The organism is Acinetobacter sp. V104_13, assembly GCF_031798995.1.
Taxonomy (GTDB): Bacteria; Pseudomonadota; Gammaproteobacteria; order Pseudomonadales; family Moraxellaceae; genus Acinetobacter; species Acinetobacter pittii.
Map to the genome: position 1 here is coordinate 38,401 of NZ_JAVQNP010000024.1, position 19,390 is coordinate 57,790.

General features: G+C 39.4%; 16 protein-coding genes. 6 read left to right on the forward strand and 10 right to left on the reverse strand.

Annotated elements, in window-relative coordinates:
- Positions 1-4: 4 nt before the first annotated feature.
- Both aspS and RMB06_RS09045 read right to left on the reverse strand, forming a co-directional pair.
- Complete coding sequence (gene aspS, locus RMB06_RS09040) at positions 5-1,789, reverse strand: aspartate--tRNA ligase (RefSeq protein ID WP_216967758.1); 1,785 nt, start codon at positions 1,787-1,789, stop codon at positions 5-7.
- A gap of 170 nt (positions 1,790-1,959) precedes the next feature.
- On the reverse strand, positions 1,960-2,724 hold the full coding sequence (locus tag RMB06_RS09045) for a DUF4184 family protein (protein ID WP_068528965.1): 765 nt from the start codon (positions 2,722-2,724) through the stop codon (positions 1,960-1,962).
- 136 nt (positions 2,725-2,860) lie between these two features.
- Between RMB06_RS09045 and znuD the strand changes: the two genes are divergently transcribed.
- Together znuD and RMB06_RS09055 are read left to right on the forward strand one after the other, a co-directional pair.
- On the forward strand, positions 2,861-4,930 hold the full coding sequence (gene znuD, locus RMB06_RS09050) for a zinc piracy TonB-dependent receptor ZnuD (protein ID WP_311079134.1): 2,070 nt from the start codon (positions 2,861-2,863) through the stop codon (positions 4,928-4,930).
- 75 nt (positions 4,931-5,005) lie between these two features.
- Positions 5,006-6,469, forward strand: a complete 1,464-nt coding sequence (locus RMB06_RS09055; protein WP_311079136.1) for a phospholipase D family protein — start codon at positions 5,006-5,008, stop codon at positions 6,467-6,469.
- A gap of 278 nt (positions 6,470-6,747) precedes the next feature.
- On the opposite strand, the gene RMB06_RS09060 is transcribed toward RMB06_RS09055, so the two are convergent.
- Positions 6,748-7,194: a hypothetical protein gene (locus tag RMB06_RS09060; RefSeq protein ID WP_002116392.1), complete on the reverse strand. Its 447-nt coding sequence runs from the start codon at positions 7,192-7,194 to the stop codon at positions 6,748-6,750.
- A gap of 165 nt (positions 7,195-7,359) precedes the next feature.
- Between RMB06_RS09060 and RMB06_RS09065 the strand changes: the two genes are divergently transcribed.
- A complete protein-coding gene (locus RMB06_RS09065) occupies positions 7,360-7,743 on the forward strand; it encodes an RcnB family protein (RefSeq protein WP_005064209.1) in 384 nt (127 codons plus the stop codon).
- Positions 7,744-7,781: 38 nt separating this feature from the next.
- On the opposite strand, the gene RMB06_RS09070 is transcribed toward RMB06_RS09065, so the two are convergent.
- Both RMB06_RS09070 and RMB06_RS09075 read right to left on the reverse strand, forming a co-directional pair.
- A complete protein-coding gene (locus RMB06_RS09070; protein WP_002116490.1) occupies positions 7,782-8,264 on the reverse strand; it encodes a phosphate-starvation-inducible protein PsiE in 483 nt (160 codons plus the stop codon).
- A 161-nt stretch (positions 8,265-8,425) separates the two neighbouring features.
- Positions 8,426-9,136, reverse strand: a complete 711-nt coding sequence (locus RMB06_RS09075; protein ID WP_311079137.1) for a glutathione S-transferase family protein — start codon at positions 9,134-9,136, stop codon at positions 8,426-8,428.
- A 123-nt stretch (positions 9,137-9,259) separates the two neighbouring features.
- On the opposite strand from RMB06_RS09075, the gene RMB06_RS09080 reads away from it, so the two are divergent.
- Positions 9,260-10,138 (forward strand): LysR substrate-binding domain-containing protein, encoded by an 879-nt coding sequence (locus RMB06_RS09080; RefSeq protein ID WP_311079216.1) that lies wholly within the window; start codon positions 9,260-9,262, stop codon positions 10,136-10,138.
- Between the two features lie 72 nt (positions 10,139-10,210).
- On the opposite strand, the gene RMB06_RS09085 is transcribed toward RMB06_RS09080, so the two are convergent.
- From RMB06_RS09085 to RMB06_RS09095, 3 genes are all read right to left on the reverse strand, one after another.
- On the reverse strand, positions 10,211-11,992 hold the full coding sequence (locus RMB06_RS09085) for an acyl-CoA dehydrogenase C-terminal domain-containing protein (protein ID WP_002116088.1): 1,782 nt from the start codon (positions 11,990-11,992) through the stop codon (positions 10,211-10,213).
- 167 nt (positions 11,993-12,159) lie between these two features.
- Positions 12,160-13,962, reverse strand: a complete 1,803-nt coding sequence (locus RMB06_RS09090) for an acyl-CoA dehydrogenase C-terminal domain-containing protein (protein ID WP_311079138.1) — start codon at positions 13,960-13,962, stop codon at positions 12,160-12,162.
- Positions 13,963-14,252: 290 nt separating this feature from the next.
- On the reverse strand, positions 14,253-14,630 hold the full coding sequence (locus RMB06_RS09095) for a hypothetical protein (RefSeq protein ID WP_311079140.1): 378 nt from the start codon (positions 14,628-14,630) through the stop codon (positions 14,253-14,255).
- Between the two features lie 132 nt (positions 14,631-14,762).
- Here RMB06_RS09095 and baeS point away from each other — a divergent pair, with 132 nt between their 5' ends.
- A complete protein-coding gene (gene baeS / locus RMB06_RS09100) occupies positions 14,763-16,421 on the forward strand; it encodes a sensor histidine kinase efflux regulator BaeS (RefSeq protein WP_104079964.1) in 1,659 nt (552 codons plus the stop codon).
- 21 nt (positions 16,422-16,442) lie between these two features.
- Positions 16,443-17,129: a response regulator gene (locus RMB06_RS09105; protein WP_002116101.1), complete on the forward strand. Its 687-nt coding sequence runs from the start codon at positions 16,443-16,445 to the stop codon at positions 17,127-17,129.
- 70 nt (positions 17,130-17,199) lie between these two features.
- On the opposite strand, the gene RMB06_RS09110 is transcribed toward RMB06_RS09105, so the two are convergent.
- Both RMB06_RS09110 and RMB06_RS09115 read right to left on the reverse strand, forming a co-directional pair.
- On the reverse strand, positions 17,200-17,781 hold the full coding sequence (locus RMB06_RS09110; RefSeq protein ID WP_311079142.1) for a L,D-transpeptidase family protein: 582 nt from the start codon (positions 17,779-17,781) through the stop codon (positions 17,200-17,202).
- 73 nt (positions 17,782-17,854) lie between these two features.
- Positions 17,855-19,297 carry a YdiU family protein gene (locus RMB06_RS09115; protein ID WP_017385626.1) on the reverse strand — a complete coding sequence of 481 codons (1,443 nt, stop codon included), beginning with the start codon at positions 19,295-19,297 and terminating at the stop codon, positions 17,855-17,857.
- Positions 19,298-19,390: the final 93 nt, after the last annotated feature.

Sequence of the window (19,390 nt, forward strand, 5' to 3'; positions counted from 1 at the left end):
AAAATTATTTAGATTCTTCAGCTTTTGGCTTTTCACGTAAGCGGATACCCAAGTCACGAAGCTGGTTTGCTTCAACAGGGGCAGGTGCTTGAGTAAGTGGACATTCAGCAGTCTTAGTTTTCGGGAATGCAATAACGTCACGAATTGAAGTCGCGCCAGTCATAAGCATAACTAAACGGTCAAGACCAAATGCCAAACCACCGTGTGGAGGAGCACCATAACGAAGCGCGTTAAGTAAGAAGCTGAATTTCTCTTCTGCTTCTTCATCAGAAATACCAAGCGCTTCAAAAATCGCTTTTTGCATTTCTAATGTGTAAATACGAAGTGAACCACCACCAACTTCAGTACCGTTCAATACCATGTCGTAAGCAACAGAAAGTGCTTCACCTGGATTGCTCTTCACGTCTTCTACGCTAGATTTAGGTAACGTGAATGGGTGGTGAACAGAAGTCCATTTACCATCGTCAGTTTCTTCAAACATTGGGAAGTCAACAACCCAAAGTGGAGCCCACTCACAAGTTGAAAGGTTCAAGTCGTGACCAATCTTGACACGAAGCGCACCCATTGCGTCATTTACAACTTTAGCTTTATCAGCACCGAAGAATACGATATCGCCATCTTGTGCGCTAACACGTTCCAACAGCTCAAGTACAATCGGTTCAATGAATTTCACGATTGGAGATTGAAGACCTTCAATTCCTTTAGCGAGTTCATTAACTTTAATGTACGCTAAACCTTTAGCACCATAGATGCCAACGAATTTGGTGTATTCATCAATTGCACTACGTGGCAATGAAGCTGCACCAGGAACACGTAAAGCAACAATACGACCTTTAGGATCTTTTGCAGGACCAGCGAATACTTTGAATTCTACTTCTTGCATTAAGTCTGCAACGTCAACGAGTTTCAACGGAATACGCAAATCTGGTTTGTCAGATGCATAGTCACGCATTGCTTCGCTATATGGCATACGGCGGAATTTTTCAAATTTTACGCCAAGCAAGTCGTTAAATAATTTAACAGTCATGCCTTCCATCAAATCCATGATTTCATCGTCGTTTAAGAACGATGTTTCAATGTCGATTTGAGTGAATTCTGGCTGACGGTCAGCACGTAAGTCTTCATCACGGAAACATTTCGCGATTTGGTAGTAACGATCAATACCACCAACCATCAATAATTGTTTAAACAATTGCGGTGATTGTGGAAGTGCGTAGAAGCTACCATTTTGTACACGACTTGGTACTAAATAGTCACGTGCACCTTCAGGAGTTGCACGAGTTAAAATCGGAGTTTCAACGTCTAAGAAACCGTGATCGTCTAAATAATTACGGATCAAGTTAGTTACTTTAGAACGGAAACGTAAGCGATCTAACATTTCTGGACGACGGATGTCCAAGAAACGATATTTTAAACGGTGTTCTTCTGACACGTTGATGGTGTCATCATTTAATGGGAATGGCGGAGTTTCAGAAGCAGCAAGAACTTCGATTTCTTTGCCTAAAACTTCGATTTGACCACTCACCATATTTTGGTTTTCAGTACCTTCATAACGGCGACGAACACGACCTGTAATTTTTAATACATATTCAGAACGTGCTTTATCTGCTGTTGCAAATGCTTCTGGAGTATCTGGGTCAATAACCACTTGAACGAGACCATCACGGTCACGCATATCAAGGAAAATAACACCGCCATGGTCACGGCGACGATGTACCCAACCGCATAGTGTAACGGTCTGGTCGATTTGGGCTTCAGTTAAAGAGCCACAGTAATGAGTTCGCATCATGATGAAGATTATCCAAACTATATTGGCTGAAAGGACGGATGCGTAAACCGCGCACCGTCAAAAAAGTAAGTTTTCGATTATGCCTTGTTGGATGGTTTGTCACAAGAACTAGATCAAAAAACCGCAGAAATTAACCTGAAAATGAGCAATTTGGCAGCGATTTTAATTATTCATCCCATTCTTTGTTGTCGATCTAAAACCAAGAATAGTAAGCATCCTAAGCTAAAGGTACTTAACCAACCTTGCATAAATTCATTAATAGAGCGGCCCGTAAAATAATACGTATCGGCATGCCAAACTTCATGAGGAATGTAGCGGGCATAATCCCAAAAAGAAAATAGGCCTAACACTGTAGATAAAATCAAAAGAAACCATGCAAAAAATTTAATTTTTTTACTTACTTTCCAGTGTTGTTTATAGCGCTGATAATAGTGAACACACATCCAAACAATAAAAGGTAAGGCAAGAGCAGAGGAGCCTAACTGTAAAAGACGATGTAAGGGATATGGGTGCCCTAAAAGATGAATATTTGTTGCTAATACATCTTTAAATACAAAGGTCCGAAAGTCTGAGTGTGTTAGACCATCCCAGATTAAATGTGTTGCAATTCCTAAAATAAGTGCGAGTAATGTTCCAACCAAAAATAAAAAAATACGTTTTAAAGAGTTGAGGTCAAGATCATGCTGAATGCCGAAAAAACGGTAGATTACAGGTCGATATAGAAAGTACCAAATAGCACAAAAAATAAGGCCTAAGGTAAGGTTAGGATAAATCAGGCCTTTCCATTGATGTGTCAACATACCTGATTGCATTGTAAATAAGCGGTAAAGATCGGGTGTCATACTTCCAATTGCTAGAGCTGCAACTGGTAAAGTGTTTCGGCTAAGCTTTGAAAGAGGAGGCGCTATAACGGCATGAGAGATTGTAAAAGGCATTATAAAACAGAGATTACTCACATCATTTAATTGCCCAGTCTAACGAATCAGCCGATTGGAAATGTTTTTTATTGCAAAAAGACTGAAATGTTATAATATAACAAAACAAAAGGCGTAGCGATCAGAGAATCACCTCATGTTGTTCTATAAAAATATTTTGACCTTATCCATTTTAGCTGTCATATCCGTACCTTCGTTTGCAGCAGAAAGTGAAAATGTTGAAAAGCTAGAAACTATTCGAATTAAGGCTCACCCACTTGAGCAAACTTCACAAGATTTTGCTGTGGCAGATACTGTTGTTGATCAAAAGCATCTGTCGCAAGGCGCTGCTACCATTGGGGATGCACTCAGTAGTGAAGTCGGAATTTACGCGAATCAGTTTGGGGCTGGTTCGAGTCGCCCGGTCATCCGTGGACAAGATGGACCACGCGTTAAAGTACTTCAAAATTCATCAGAAAATATTGATGTATCGACCTTGTCTCCTGACCACGCTGTCACTGTAGATCCTGTGCTTGCAAAACAAGTCGAAGTAATTCGCGGCCCTTCAACTTTACTGTTTGGTGCGGGGACCGTCGGTGGTTTAGTTAACGTCATTGATAACAAGATCCCTACGCAAATGCCTGAAAATGGTTATGAAGGACAAGTTGGCTTACGTTACAACACTGGAAGTGATGAAAAACTGGCGAGCGCTGGCGTAACTGTTGGCCTAGGCAGCCAAGTTGCTTTACGTGTTGAGGGGTTAACTCGTGATGCGAATAATTATATTGCTCCCAATTATATTCATGAAGGTGAAAAAGAGCGCCGTGTAGACAATACTTTTGCGCAGGGTGACTCGGTTAATGTTGGTTTGTCTTGGATTTATGACCGTGGTTATACGGGTATTTCTTATAGCAACCGCAGAGACCAGTATGGCTTACCGGGGCATAGCCATGAGTACGAAAGTTGTAGCGCTCATCTAGGTGGAAGACCGCATTTGCATTGTGGAGACCATGAACATGAAGAGGGTGAAGAAGCTCACGATCATGAGCATGAAGAACATGAACATGGTGGCCCATGGATTGATTTAAAATCTGAGCGTTACGATTTTAAAACCGAGTTAAATGATCCATTTGCAGGCTTCCAAAAGTTACGTGCGCAAGCGAGCTATACTGACTATCAGCATGATGAAATTGAAGAGGGAGCAATTGCAACCCGATTCCAAAACAAAGGTTATGATGGACGTATTGAGTTGGTGCATAACCCGATTGCAAGTTGGGAAGGGGTAATTGGTGCACAGTTAGGTCAACAGAAATTAGATTTAACTGGCGAAGAAGCATTTATGGCCCCGACCACTACCAAAAAGTGGAGTTTATTTGCTTTAGAACATAAACAATGGAAAGACGTACATTTTGAGCTTTCTGCCCGTGCAGATCAGCAAGAAATTGATGTAGACGACAACTCTAAACAGGATTTTGATGGTTCGGCATTCTCTTACGCAGGTGCTGCGAATTGGGAGTTTGCACCGAACTATAAACTTTCTTTTGTCGCTTCACATCAAGAGCGTTTGCCTTTAGCTCAAGAGTTATATGCAAATGGTGGACATTTTGCGACGAATACTTATGAGTTAGGAAATGATCAACTCAGTAAGGAAAAATCGAATAATGTTGAGTTAGGTTTGCATTTTGATAATGACAAACTTGATTATCATCTTCATGTGTACCATAACTGGTTTGATGACTACATCTATGCACAAACCCTTGACCGTTATAAAGACTTCCGTTTAGTTCAATACACTCAAGATAAAGCTCGTTTCTATGGTGCCGAGGGTGAAATTGGTTATCAAATTACCCCAATGTACAAGATCAGTGCTTTTGGTGACTATGTACGCGGTAAAATTGATGCAGAGGGTAATGCTCCACGTATTCCAGCGGGACGTTTAGGTACTAAAGTTGATGCAGACTTTGGCGATGGCTTTAGTGGTTCTGCCGAGTACTATCATGTCTTTAACCAAGATAAGATTGCAGCTTACGAGACCGAAACTGAAGGCTACAACATGCTTAATCTTGGCGTAGCATACTCTGGACAATATGGTGCAAAAACTGATTACCGTGTTTATATGAAAGCAAATAACTTGTTAGATGACACGGTTTATCAACATGCTTCATTCTTATCAAATATTCCACAAGTTGGACGTAATTTTACTGTAGGTGTTGATTTTAGTTTCTAAGGCTTTAACACGAAACTAAACTTGAAAAATCAATCCAAAAGACCTAATTTGAAACCATCAAGTTAGGTCTTTTTTATGCGTATTTTTCAACGAATTCATCAAAAAATAAATTGGTCAGGGCGTCGTTATATGGCGGTATTACTTTGCGTTGTTGCTATTGCATATGTTGCATCGGCGATTTACCACACAGTAAAACCATTACCACAAGGGATTAACTTTAGTGGCAAGCTTAGACATGCCGATGTTAAATTTTTAGCAGACAAAACTTATCTTGATGCAAAAGGGCAACAGCAGGTTGATCAGCACATCTTTGATGAAATCTTGAAAATGATTGATGAGGCAAAAACCACGATTGTGGTGGATATGTTCTTGTTTAATTCTGAAGTAGGTGACTCAAAACTCAAGCAAAGACCATTAATGCAAGAGCTAACCGATGCATTAGTAAGTAAGAAAAGACAGAACCGCCAAATTCAGATCGTTATGATTACCGACCCGATTAACTCGGTATACGGTGGTATCAGCCCTGAACACTACCGTCAGTTACGTCAAGCAGGTGTTGATGTGATTGAAACGAATTTAGCCCCTTTGCGTGCTTCTAACCCGTTTTGGTCTGGGTTCTGGTACATCTGCTGTCAAAATATTGGCAATAACCCTGAAAAGGGCTGGTTACCGAATCCATTCGGTGATGAAAAAATTACACTGCGCAGCTATCTAAACTTATTTAACTTTAAGGCAAATCACCGTAAAACTGTTGTCGTTGATACCGATGCTGGTTGGAAGTCATTAGTGACCTCAGCAAATCCACACAATGGCAGCTCTAGACACTCTAATGTCGCGTTGGTTGTAACAGGGGCAACAGCTGCTGATGTTCTTCAAACTGAAGCTGCAGTTGCACAAATGTCAGGCAGTAGCTCTCCATCGCTTATTTTAGGTGACTTTGAAAAAGACATAACCAAACCTCAAGTGCAAGTTTTAACTGAAGGTGCAATTTATCAATCTGTATTGAAATTAATTAACTCAGCGAAGCCGAAAGAGCATCTTGATTTAAGTATGTTCTATTTATCTGAACGCAAGATTATTAAAGCCCTAAAAAGTGCTCAAGAACGAGGCGTTATTGTCCGAGTTTTACTTGACCCAAATAAAGATGCGTTTGGTCGGCAAAAGAATGGTATTCCAAACCGTCAGGTGGCTTCAGAGTTACATGCTGCTGGTATTCCAATCCGTTGGTGTGATACCCATGGTGAGCAGAACCATAGCAAAATGATCTTGAAATATAATGCCCAACACGCTGAGTTGATTGTAGGATCCGCCAACTTTACGGCCCGTAATTTAAAAAATTACAATCTTGAAACGGATATGTTGGTCATTGGCAAAGTTCAAGATCAAGTTTTTAAAGATGCTCAAGATTACTTCAATACCTCATGGTCAAACCTAAAAGATAGGCAGATGAGCGTGGATTACGTGAAGTATGCTGATGAGTCTAAAGTGAAGTATTGGATTTATCGTTTTATGGAATGGTCAGGATTATCGACTTTCTAATTCTATTTTTTTATATAAACGTTGAGGCTATATGTTCACGACGGAGTCTTACTTAGTCTCACCCTAAAACTAGAGCTCATTCGTTACTTTGGTTTTGCCCAAAGTAACCAAAGGCATTTGTCATCCACAAAACCTGTTCAATATCTTCATTTAACCGATTTTATTGCAAATACAATATATTCATAAATTTCGGGCAGGTTGTGGATGACATTTAGCACAAGCGAATATTGGAAAATATTAATTTCTATATCACTTAGCCTACCCATCATTGAAATAATTTAAGGTGCAGGCGGAATCAATTGATCCAACGCTTTATCATCAAGTTTTTCGATTTCACTCAAATCCGTCTTAATTTTCCACTGTGACTCGTCGTCAACAGGATTTGGCAAACGGGCTTCAAGCCAATCGCAAACCACATCCGGAGAGAATTCAGGATGGTTACATTGAATAATCCATGATAAAAAATCTTTGGCTTCACCATTCATGTAAGGTGGCGGTGAAACAGGGAAGAATAATGTTGGTAGGCGTTCATTTGTCGATAGATAGTTTAAAACATGACCTAGTTCTTGAACTGTTTGCCATGCAAGTGCATGCTCTACGTCAATACTGAACTTAAACCACCAAGCATGTTCGCCATCTGCTCCATGAGCCATAATACGGGCTTCTTGTACACTTGGAACTTTGCAAAAAAATTGATGAAGACGCTCAAAACTGATTTCAGACACAGCAATTGACCTAGTTTGAAAAATGCTAATGGTAGCACAGATACAGATTCTTCATATTTTCTTTATAGTCATTACAAAGTTTAGCAATCAAAGCGGTTTTATTCATGGTTTCTCCTTGAGTCTCTTTTAATCTAGCTTCATATCAAGATTAAAAGGAAATAGGCCATGAAAAAGCCAATCGTTCTTGTACTTTCGACATTAATGTTAGGTATATCAGCTACCGCGATGGCCGATTCTGGACACCGTTGGAACAATGACCATGGTAAAAACTATGATCGATATGAGCATCGTGATGACCGCCGTCATGATTATCGTAATGATCACCGAGCGCCAGTTTGGTCAAATGCTGATCGTGGTAAGCATTATGGTAACTATGTTGCTTTTAAACGTGGTGAACGTATTCCTGCCCAATATCGCCATAGCCGCTATTATGTTTCGGACTGGAGAGCACACCGTTTATATGCGCCACCACGTGGATACCACTGGGTTAAAACCCCTAACCAATACTTATTAGTAGACTCAAGACACAACATTTACCGAGTTCGTTAAATGTAAAAATAAAAAGGCCTCAATAGTGAGGCCTTTTTCTATGCTAACTCGTCATCTTGCGGTTGAGGGGTTTTCAAATTATTAGAAGTTTTTGCATGTTTCTCTTTCATCACTGATGGGTAGTGCCATGAAGCAAATCGAACGACTAAAATAGATAAAGCTAAAATCAAAATTGAGCCCGTAATAATGACTTGATCGATATCCGCTTTATGATCATGTTGAATATCTGAAATGAGTAGACGGGTTAAGGCCGTAATCGCGACATAAATAAGAAAACGCACAGGCATATGATTGGTTTTAAAGTAAATTCCAACCATTGCTCCAAGCTCTAAGTAAATAAATAATAATAAAATATCATCAATTGAAGCATACTTTTTGACGGTCAGAATTTCAAAAACCGTATTGGCTGCCGACCATGCCACCATACACCCGATAATAAATAAGGCTAAATAATGAAAGGCTTCTACGGCGTAATGTCCGAAACGGTCGAGTATTCGTTCGTATTTTTTAGGATCAGGCATAATAAGATCTTTTGTTCACTTCGTAATGTTTAGAAATTAAACAAATTTTGTGCCAATGGAAATAGTAAATACAAAATAAAAAACGCCTGATTATTCAGGCATTTTTATGAAGATTTAATTCAACTCAGGTAGTAAGGTGATATCCACTATAAATACAAAGACTATTTCAAATTTTTATATTGTTGAATGACATCTTCAAATACAATATGGCCTAAAAAGTTGCCTATACTCTTTACGGATTGTTCTTGTTCAATTGCATGTGCAAATTTAACCGCCGCCTCATTTTGTAATTGTTCATAAAGACGTTTGCAGTTTGGAAATTCATCAATATCAATAACATTATGATATTTCAACCATCGTGCGATACCTGCGTAGTATCCGTCCACAAAAGACAATTGATCGCCCATTAACCAAGTTTGATTTATCAGGCTATTCTCTAAAGCTGTAAATGCTCTTTTAACTTGGGCTGCTCCATATTCACGTAATGCTTGTTTATTACTTTCTGAGGACGAGTGTTCAAGGCTATACCAGAGTGGGCTAAATGCATTGAATAAAGTCGTATTCAAAAAAGCTAGTTTCTGATTAAAGAGATTAAATTGTTCTGTTCCTTGTTCATAATGAAAAGCCGCATTCAGGCTTTTTGCCATGACATGGTTCAAGATAACCATGCTTTCCGTTAAAACTTTACCATTATCGTAGAGCAGTGCAGGTGTTTCACCGACTGGATTAATTTGGCGGTATTCCTCGGTATTACACTGAGTCGGCATCTCAATTCTACAGAGTTGATAAGGTAAACCTGACCATTCCAAGGCAACAATTGAACCAAATGAGCAGCCAGAAGGGACGCCATAAAATAAAGTGAAAGTTGACATGATGATTACTCTTTTTTGATATGTAAAATCATCATAAGTCGACAGAAAAGTTTCTAGTAGTCAGGTATTATGAAACTTGTTGTCTACATATATGGACATTGAAGAATGCTACTTAGACACAACTTGAATGATGTTTATCTCTTTGTTGTTGCTGTAGAGCATCAAGGATTTTCTGCCGCAGCTAAACAGCTCAATTTACCTAAATCAACTATTAGTAAGCGTGTTGCAATATTAGAAAATAAGCTGGGCTTAACGTTAATTCATCGTAGTTCACGTAGTTTTGTCTTAAGCGAATCAGGAAAACTGTTTTATCAACATGCCAAAAATGCAGTAGATGAGTTTCGTTACGCAGAAGAAAATTTATTAATACAACAACAAGAGCCAACTGGTGTAGTCAGGCTCAGTGCTTCTGTACCCATTGCTCAGTATCTTCTATCTGATTGTTTGCCTGAACTTGCAGAACGTTATCCTAAGCTGTTATTACAAGTAGAGGTAACTGATCGTTACGTTGATGTTATGAGTGAAAACTTTGATATTGTGATCCGTAGTCATTTTCAACCATTGCCGGATTCTGGATTAATTCAACGTGTGCTTAAAAATGATAAAATCATTGCTGTTGCAGCGCCTACCTACTTAATGAAATCGGCTCCTATACATACACCAGAAGATTTGCTTAAACATGAAGGTATATGGCCTGAATTGCAAATGAATCCATGGCATTTTCAAAATATAAATGGTCAGAAAGAGATAGTACATCCAAACATCCGCTTTGTAGCAAATGAGTCAGAGATCTTAAAGGGGGCTGCAAAAAGGGGATTGGGTATTACACTTTTACCTGAAACTTTTTGTATGAATGAACTATCTGAGGGTAGCTTAATTCATGTTTTGCCAGACTGGTCTGCTGGTAGCGTAACGACAAGTTTATTGATGCTGACAAGACGAGGGCTTTTACCCAGTGTCAATATTACTGCTGACTTCTTAGTCGAGAAATTAAAAACTTAAAAGTTATCTATCTTTTATGATTAGAAATAAAAAAACGCCTGATTATTCAGGCGTTTTTTATAAAGAACTTAATTAAGCTTGATTTGTAAAGTAATCTTCACTAAAGCCCATAATTAAGTCAGAACCAGCTTTGATTTTAGCAATACGCGCATCAATATCCGGCAAGATACGTTCAACAAAGTACTGAGCCAAAGCAAGTTTGTTCTGATAGAAATCACCAGACTTATCTTTAGCAGCGGCAGCAATTTTTGCAAACATGTATGAGAAGCTGAGTAAACCAACCGCATGTAAATAATCAACCGCAGCTGAGTTCGGGAACTCTACATTTTCAGCAGCTTGCTCAATAATAAACTGAGTGATTGCTTCAATTTCAGTTGCAGCATCTAAAGTTGCATCTTTAATGAAGTTCAAGTCAGTGTCTAGGTCATTCGCAAAGTCACGAATTTCAGTGATGTATTCAGCAATGAATGCACCGCCACATTTAATGGTTTTACGACCAATTAAATCTTGAGATTGAACGCCGTTGGTTCCTTCGTAGATTTGAGCAATACGAAGGTCACGAATACATTGTTCCATACCCCATTCACGGATGTAACCGTGACCACCAAATACCATTTGAGCATCTAAAGTTGCTTGGAATGCTGTATCTGTGAGGTAAGCTTTTGCAATTGGAGTTAAAAGCGCAACGCGGTCATTGGCTTTTTTCACTGCTGCTGCATCAGTTGAGAATTTAGTAATATCGAGTTGTTGACCTACATAGACAGCAAATGCACGAGATGCTTCATTATTGGCACGTACATTTAACAACATACGACGTACATCACCATGCACTAAAATGCTGTCAGCAGGTTTGTTTGGTGATTGAACACCAGCTGCACTACGACCTTGTAAACGGTCAGTCGCGTATTGAGCAGCATTTTGATAAGCAAATTCAGATGCACCTAAACCTTGAATACCCATTGATAAACGTTCGTAGTTCATCATAACGAACATTGCAGCAAGGCCTTCGTTTTCTTTACCAACGAGGTAACCTTTAGCTCCATCAAAGTTCATCACACAAGTTGCAGATGCCTTGATACCCATTTTATGTTCAATAGAACCTGGACCAACATGGTTACGGTCGCCTAAAGAACCATCTTCATTTACAAGGTATTTCGGTACGATAAATAACGAGATACCACGTGAACCAGCAGGGGCATCTGGAGTTTTAGCAAGTACCAAGTGAATGATGTTTTCCGCTAAATCGTTGTCACCGCCAGTAATGAAAATTTTAGTACCTGTAATGTTATAAGTACCGTCTTCATTACGTTCTGCTTTAGTTTTGATAATCCCTAAGTCAGTACCTGCATGTGGCTCGGTTAAGCACATGGTACCTGACCATTCACCTGAATAAATCTTAGGTAAATAAGTTTCTTTTTGTTCTTGAGATGCGTAGCTGCTTAAAGCCATACCAGCACCTACTGAAAGAAGCGGGTAAAGCATGAAAGATGGGTTAGTCGCAAATAACATTTCATCAGAAAGAACGGTGAGCATTTTTGGCATGCCTTGACCGCCCCATTCCTCATCGGCACCTAAGCCAATCCAACCACCTTCTGCATATTGACGAAATGCATCTTTAAAACCAGCTGGTGTGAATACTTCGCCGTTTTCATAGCGAGCACCTTCTTCATCACCAGTACGGTTTAATGGATGAGTCACGTTCTGAGCAAATTTAGCCATTTCTTCTAAAATTGCTTCAGCTGTTGCAGCATCTACATGAGCGAGTTTCTCATTAGACTGCCAAAATTGTTCTGCTTTAAATACATCATTTAAGATGAATTTCATATCAGCTAAAGGAGCATTGTAAATTGGCATAATCGTTCACCTTTTTTGTGCACATTGGCCTGTGCTAGATATCCTGTAAAACGAAATGGATATGGAATTTAAAGTGTAAATTTATCATTGATTTTATAAAAAAAGGACCGTCAAAACTGAGCAGTCCTTTTTTGTTTTTTAACATTGCATATCGCAACTAACTATGGTTAGAAAGCGAAATGTTCAGCGTCTAATGACATTAATGGATCTAGACCACCAGCGATCACATCTACGTGAGAACGTACACGTGGCAAGATTTTCTTGAAGTAGAAACGAGCAGTAGTTACTTTTGCATTGTAGAAGTCAACATCGGTTGTACCTTCTGCCAATTTCTCTTGTGCTACAAGCGCCATACGAGCCCATAGGTAAGCTAAAGTGATATAACCTGCGAAGTATAGGTAATCTACAGCAGCAGCACCGACTTCATCTGGGTTTTGCATCGCACGCATACCGATTTGCATAGTAAGATCGCCCCATTCTTTGTTAAGCGCCGCAAGCGGTTCAACAAATTCTTTCATAGCAGCGTTGTCTTTGTTTGCTTCTACGAATTTATGGATGATCTTAGTGAAGTCACGTAGCATTGCACCTTGAGTTTGCAATACTTTACGACCTAACAAATCAAGTGCTTGAATTTCAGTTGTACCTTCGTATAAGCAAGCAATACGTGTATCACGTACGATTTGCTCCATGCCATGCTCAGAAATAAAGCCATGACCACCGAAGACTTGTACACCGTGCTTAGCAGATTCAGAACCTGTTTCAGTTAAGAATGCTTTTGCAATTGGAGTCAATAAAGACAAGATGTTGTCAGCAAACTTACGCTCTTCTTCAGTTTCGCCTTTTTCAACGATATCTGCGTATTGAGCAAGTAAGTAAACAAGAGCACGACCGCCTTCAGCAAACGCTTTTTGAGTTAAAAGCATGTTACGAACAGCAGGGTGAACGATAATAGGATCTGCTTCTTTTTCTGGAGCTTTAGGACCAGAAAGTGAACGCATTGCTAAACGTTCTTTCGCGTAAGTCAACGCACCTTGGAAAGATGATTCAGACGCTGCTAAACCTTGAACCGCAGTACCAATACGCGCTGTGTTCATGAAGGTGAACATACAGTTCAAACCACGGTTTTCAGGTCCAATCAAGTAACCTTTCGCTTGGTCAAAGTTAATGACACAAGTCGCGTTACCATGAATACCCATTTTGTGTTCGATAGAACCACAACGTACCGCATTACGTTCGCCAATAGATCCATCTGCATTTACATTGAATTTAGGAACGATGAATAATGAGATACCTTTAGTACCTTTTGGTGCACCAGGTAGGCGAGCAAGAACGATATGGATGATGTTCTCAGCCATGTCATGTTCACCAGCAGAGATAAAGATTTTCTCGCCAGAGATTGCATAGCTACCATCAGCATTTGGTTCTGCTTTAGTACGGATAATACCTAAATCTGAACCTGCGTGAGATTCAGTTAAGCACATCGTACCTGTCCAAACACCTGAAACAAGGTTTGGTAAGTAAGTATTTTTTTGTTCATCAGAACCGTGATGTTCTAAAGTACGGACAGCTCCGTGAGACAGGCCAGGGTACATACCCCACGCCCAGTTAGAGCTACCTACCATTTCAGAAATTGCGATACCTAAAGAGTTAGGTAAGCCCTGACCACCGTATTGTTCTTCTGCTGATAAAGACGGAAAGCCAAGTTCAATATATTTTTGATAAGCTTCTTTAAAGCCTGTTGGAGTAGTAACTACGCCATCATTCCAAGTACAACCTTCGCGGTCGCCAACTTGGTTTAGAGGAGAAAGCTCATTTTCACAGAAGTCCGCCGCCGCTTCTAAATATTGATCAACCAATTCACGGCTTACGTTACCTTGGAAATCAGGTAATTTTGCATAGTGTTCTTCAGCATTTAATAATTCATGCAAAACGAATTGCATATCACGTAAGGGCGCTTTGTATTGTGGCATATCGGGTTCCTCAATACTGGTGAAACCAGAGTTATAATCTTAATCTATGATAATGTGCCATGAGGCACCTTGGACTATTACATCGTGCAACAACTTGCATAACTGTACAAGCACCTCAGGACCTTTACTTTGTGACTGCAAAGTCAAGAAAAAAATGCTGAAACTATGTAAGCCCTTTGAGTGTAAATACTTTTAGTTATGTTTATATGATACAAATAGTCAAAATCGTAAACAGTTATGTATAAACAAAAAGGCGCCTATAGGAGCCTTTTTGTTTCATAATTTTAGAATTATTTTGCTTGAACAGCTGCAGGAACAGGGGCATTAACCGGTGGTTGAGGACGTTTTGGTTCAAAACGAAGGTTACACGTTCCTTCCAGTGTTTTATCGCCAAGTTGAACACTTACGGGTTGTCCATTGGCCTTACCATCACATGCTTTTTGGATTTGTTCGAATCGAGCTTGACGTTCTGCGCGGTGCTGTTCCCATGCAGCTTTTTGTTCTGGAGTGAACTCACGGTGCTTCATACGGTGATGACCCTCACGTGGGCCATCTTGCATCATTCCACGCTCTGGTTTAGGTGGTTGAGTTGTCGATTGACACGCCGCTAAACTTCCCATTGTTACAATTGCCGCACTGAATAATGCAATTTTTGCCGTCATTTTCATATTTAAAGCCCTTTAATGTTGTGTTTACTGATGGCTTAAAGATTAGATAATAAAGATGTAGAAACAATGGAGAGTTTTTCTTTTCGTTGTTGGTTACAATGCAAAATATAGCGTAAAAATGAGAGAGTGCTTTTGAACGTTCTACGTGTTCCCATTGCATTACGGTTATTTTTGACAGTCTTGCTCACTACATTGCTTATTGCGACTGCAAGCTTGAGCGTTTTGCACTGGACAATGCAAAAGAACTTTGCCAAATATGTAGCCGACGTTGAAATGCAGAAACTAGACCGCCTCATTACCAATCTGGGTGACGTCTATACAGTCTATCATGATTGGGGAAATGCAATTCAGGCACAGATTTTACAAATCGAAGGAACCGCGGCTCCCGATGACTATGATCGTCTCTCTCAGTGGTGGCTTCGTCGTCAATATGACATTGCCATACAACAGCATTCTTTCGATGAACATGCCCTTATCAATATCTCACCTCAAGTTGCACCAACTAATAAAAATAGTATTTTTAGTGAGGAAGAGTTAAGAACGCTTGAGCAAAATCTACCTTCACAATATCAACCCTTTGAAGGGTTGCGTTTCCCTTTAAGTGCTAACCAGTTTCGTCCAAGTGATGATAAAAATAAATCAAAGAAGGGAAGCTTAAAAGATATTGAAACGCAAAATGGTAAGAAGCGTTTTATCGCTTTACCAGACCGCTTAGGATTGAGTTCGCGTTTATCTTTATATGATGCGCAGCACCAGTTTGTAGTAGGTGAACCGCCTTCTTCAGATCAGATGTCATTTCGTCCGATTATCTTAAACAATCAAGTGGTTGGATATTTAGGTTTAAAACCTGTTTTAGATAAAGAAGATGCTTTGAGTATTAATTTCTTTAGTAATCAAAAGCGCTATTTACTCTTAATTTATGCTTTAACCTTACTTTCAAGTTTAGTTGCAGCGCTTTTGATGGCGACTTATTTTAAAAAGCCGATTCAGCGTTTATTAAATGCAACCAATGAATTAACCAAAGGAAATTATCAACATCAAGTTGTTATTAAACGAAATGATGAGTTGGGCGATTTATCAACCCAATTGAACCATTTAGCAGAAATTTTACATCAGCATGAAGAGTCGCGACGTCAATGGGTGGCAGATACTTCCCATGAATTAAAAACGCCTTTGGCTGTATTGCAAGCACAAATTGAAGCGATGCAAGACGGGATTCGAAAAGCAACCCCAGAACATTTAGATGCGATGATGCGTCAGGTTTCAAGTCTGAAAAAATTGACCCAAGACCTTGCAGACTTGGCACAGGCAGATGCCCAGCAGCTTAAGTGTTATTTGAGTTCTGTTAATCCATGGGAAGTGGTACTACAAGAAGTTGAAAACTTTAAACCAAAACTTGAGCAGGCTGGTCTTGAAATTCAAGTTGAAGGAACAAGTTCTCCGCTATTATTAGACCGTGATCGGTTTAAACAGATTATTGTTAATTTAATTAGTAATAGTATTCGTTACACGGAAACAGGTGGCAAAATTCATATTCATACAAGTCAGACTCCTCAAGAGTGGACGTTATATGTCGATGATAGTCCTTATGGTTTAAGTGATGAGCAGTTATCCCGTTTAGGTGAACGTTTCTATCGCGTAGATGATTCGCGTACGCGTAGTACAGGTGGAACAGGGCTGGGCTTAGCTTTGTCTTGTAAGATTGCGCAGGCGCTTGGTGGTACACTCAGTTTTGAACATTCACCATTAGGTGGTTTACGTTGTGTACTTACTTTTAAAAAGCAGAGTTAAATATAAAAGGAAAAATATCTCATGAAACATGTGATGTTGGTTGAAGATGAAGTCGAATTAGCGCATTTGGTGCGTGATTATCTTGAAGCTGCCGGTTTTGAAGTAAGTATGTTTCATGATGGTCAAGATGCTTATGCGAGCTTCCAGCAACGTAAACCAAATTTGATGATTTTGGACTTAATGGTTCCACGAATGGATGGTTTAACGATTTGCCGTAAAGTTCGTGAACAATCAGATTTACCGATTATTATGGTCACTGCCCGTACCGAAGAAATTGACCGAGTATTAGGTCTTAACATGGGCGCTGATGATTACGTATGTAAACCATTTAGTCCAAAAGAGTTGGTAGCCCGTGTACAAGCTGTTTTACGTCGTTTAGAGCGTAAGGCAGAGCCTGAGCAAAATGATTCTTTCCGAATTGATAAAGCACAACAAAGAATTTGGTATCAACAAAAATCATTGAGTTTAACACCAACCGAATTTCGCTTACTTGAGCTATTTTTAGAGCATGTGGGGCAAGTTTATTCACGTGCACAATTATTGGATCATATTAATCCAGATAGCTTCGATGTTGCCGATCGTGTGATTGACAGCCATATCAAAAATTTGCGACGAAAAATTAGTGAAGCAGCGGAAACTGGTAACCGCCATGAGTGGATTCAAGCAGTTTATGGCGTAGGTTATCGCTTCGAATATCCTGAAGAGTAAGTCTTCATAAAAGTTATTCTGTGGATAACCACAATGTTATCCACAGAAAATGTGGATAGTTTTAAAGATTTTATGGATAAATTATAATCTTGGTATGATTGGGTACTAATTGCCAAATTTCATCTATATCTACATTTCTAACCGCGATACATCCTAACGTCCAATCCTTATGGGGCATATAAGTCGAGCTAAAAGGCATCGAGAGTAATGATTTCGGAACAGATCCATGAATCATGATATCTCCTCCTGTTGGTTGATTATGTTGCTTGGCATAAGCAATATCTTTCGCATCGGGATAGGAAATATGCAAAGATTTATAGTAAGCACTTTGTGAGTTTCGCCAATCTATAGAATAAATCCCTTCAGGTGTTCTACCATCATTTTCAAAGTGTTTATGTCCTTTGGGATTAAAGCCGAGACGAATCGGATATTGCCGAATCACGTCCTGATTACTCTTGAGCAGAAGTAGGCGTTGGTTTTTAAACACTTCAATTGAGGTAACAGGCTTGGTCTTGATTATTTCTTGGATCTCTTCATTTGAGAGGGCTTGATGGCTTGACGTAAAAGTCGGTAAATATTTTTCATAATTATAAAAAGCGATTCCCAGTGGAATGATAAGAATTGTGCAAATAATGAAGGGTCTAATTTTCATATATTATTTTTTATACTCAATGAACTCTCTTAAGTGTCTCAAATTAACTTAAGAGAGTTTTAGTTTTTTAATATTAAGATGAACAGCTCACTGCTACATCTGGAACATCACTTGGTAATGGCCCTAAATCTTGTGGTTGCTCAAGCTCTGGTTGTCTTGTGTATGGATGATTAAGTAGCTTAAATAAACGATCTACTTCGCTAAAATCATCTCTTTCCGCTGCTTCAATAGCACGCTGAGCCATGTGATTCCGTAAAATATAAATCGGATTTGCTTTTTGCATATTTGCATCAAGTTCATCAGTATCTTGATGTTCACGAATACTTTGATATTGGCTAAGAAACTCATCAAACTGTCGAATATCAAGGCAATCATCTCGTAGAGTTTTATATTCTTTATTTTGAAGACGAATAAAACTTTGAGTGTAATCGAGTTGTTCAGTTTGTAAGATTCTTAAAAACGCAAAACTACAATCAAGGCTGTCTTTGTGGAAATGGGGAAGTCCCATTTTTTGACATAAACCTTGTCCATAGTGTTCTAAAAAGATTGGTTCAAATTGTTCTAAGCAACGTGCTAACTCTTCTTTAAACTTATCTTTTTGTTCAGGTTCAGCGAGAGGAATTAAGTTGTTTAGCCACGTCCATAAGTTCCAATGGCCTATACTTGGTTGATTTTGGTAAGTATAACGACCTTGATAATCGGAATGGTTGTTGATCCAGTTCGGGCGAAAACGCTCCATAAAGCCATATGGACCAAAATCGAGTGTTGAACCTGTAATATTTAAGTTATCGGTATTCATAACGCCATGAGCAAACCCAACCAATTGCCATTTCGCAATCATAATTGCAGTACATTCAACTACCTTTTTTGCAAAGGATAAAATTGGATTTTCAGTTTCTAAGCATTCTGGATAATGCCATTCAATACATTTTTGAGTGAATTCTGACAGCAATTCAGGCGCATATTGATTAATCCATTCGAAGTGTCCTAAACGAATATGACATTCAGATGTTCTAAGTAGCATTGCGCCTAACTCTAGTTTTTCACGCTGTACACCTTGAGTCGAGGTTGTAAAACCGACTGCATGACTAGATGCGACGCCTAAAGCATTTAGAGCATGTCCTGCTAAATATTCACGGACCACAGAACGTAATACTGCTCGCCCATCTCCCATTCTTGAATAAGGCGTAGGACCTGCACCTTTGAGATGTAGGTCAATGGTTTGACCCTTTGTATTCAGTATTTGCGCAATCAGTAAGCCACGTCCATCGCCGAGTTGTCCTGCCCATTGTCCGAATTGGTGGCCAGCATAGACCATCGCAAGAGACGGAAATTCAGGGAATGTACGCTGTCCACTACAGATCTCAACCCATGCATTTTTATCGTCTTCTGACCATTGCAGTTCATCAGCCAAAGCACTGTTAAAATGTCCTGCTTTTGCACCACGTAAAGGTGATGGTTGCTGAACATGAAATAATTTAGACGGAAGTGAAGGGTAGAGCGGATTAAACTGCATAGGCTTAGCAAAATAGAGAGAGCAGATTTCACTATAACACAGTTAAAAAGCAGGCATAAAAATAGCTCCCGAAAGAGCTATTTTAGATCAGAA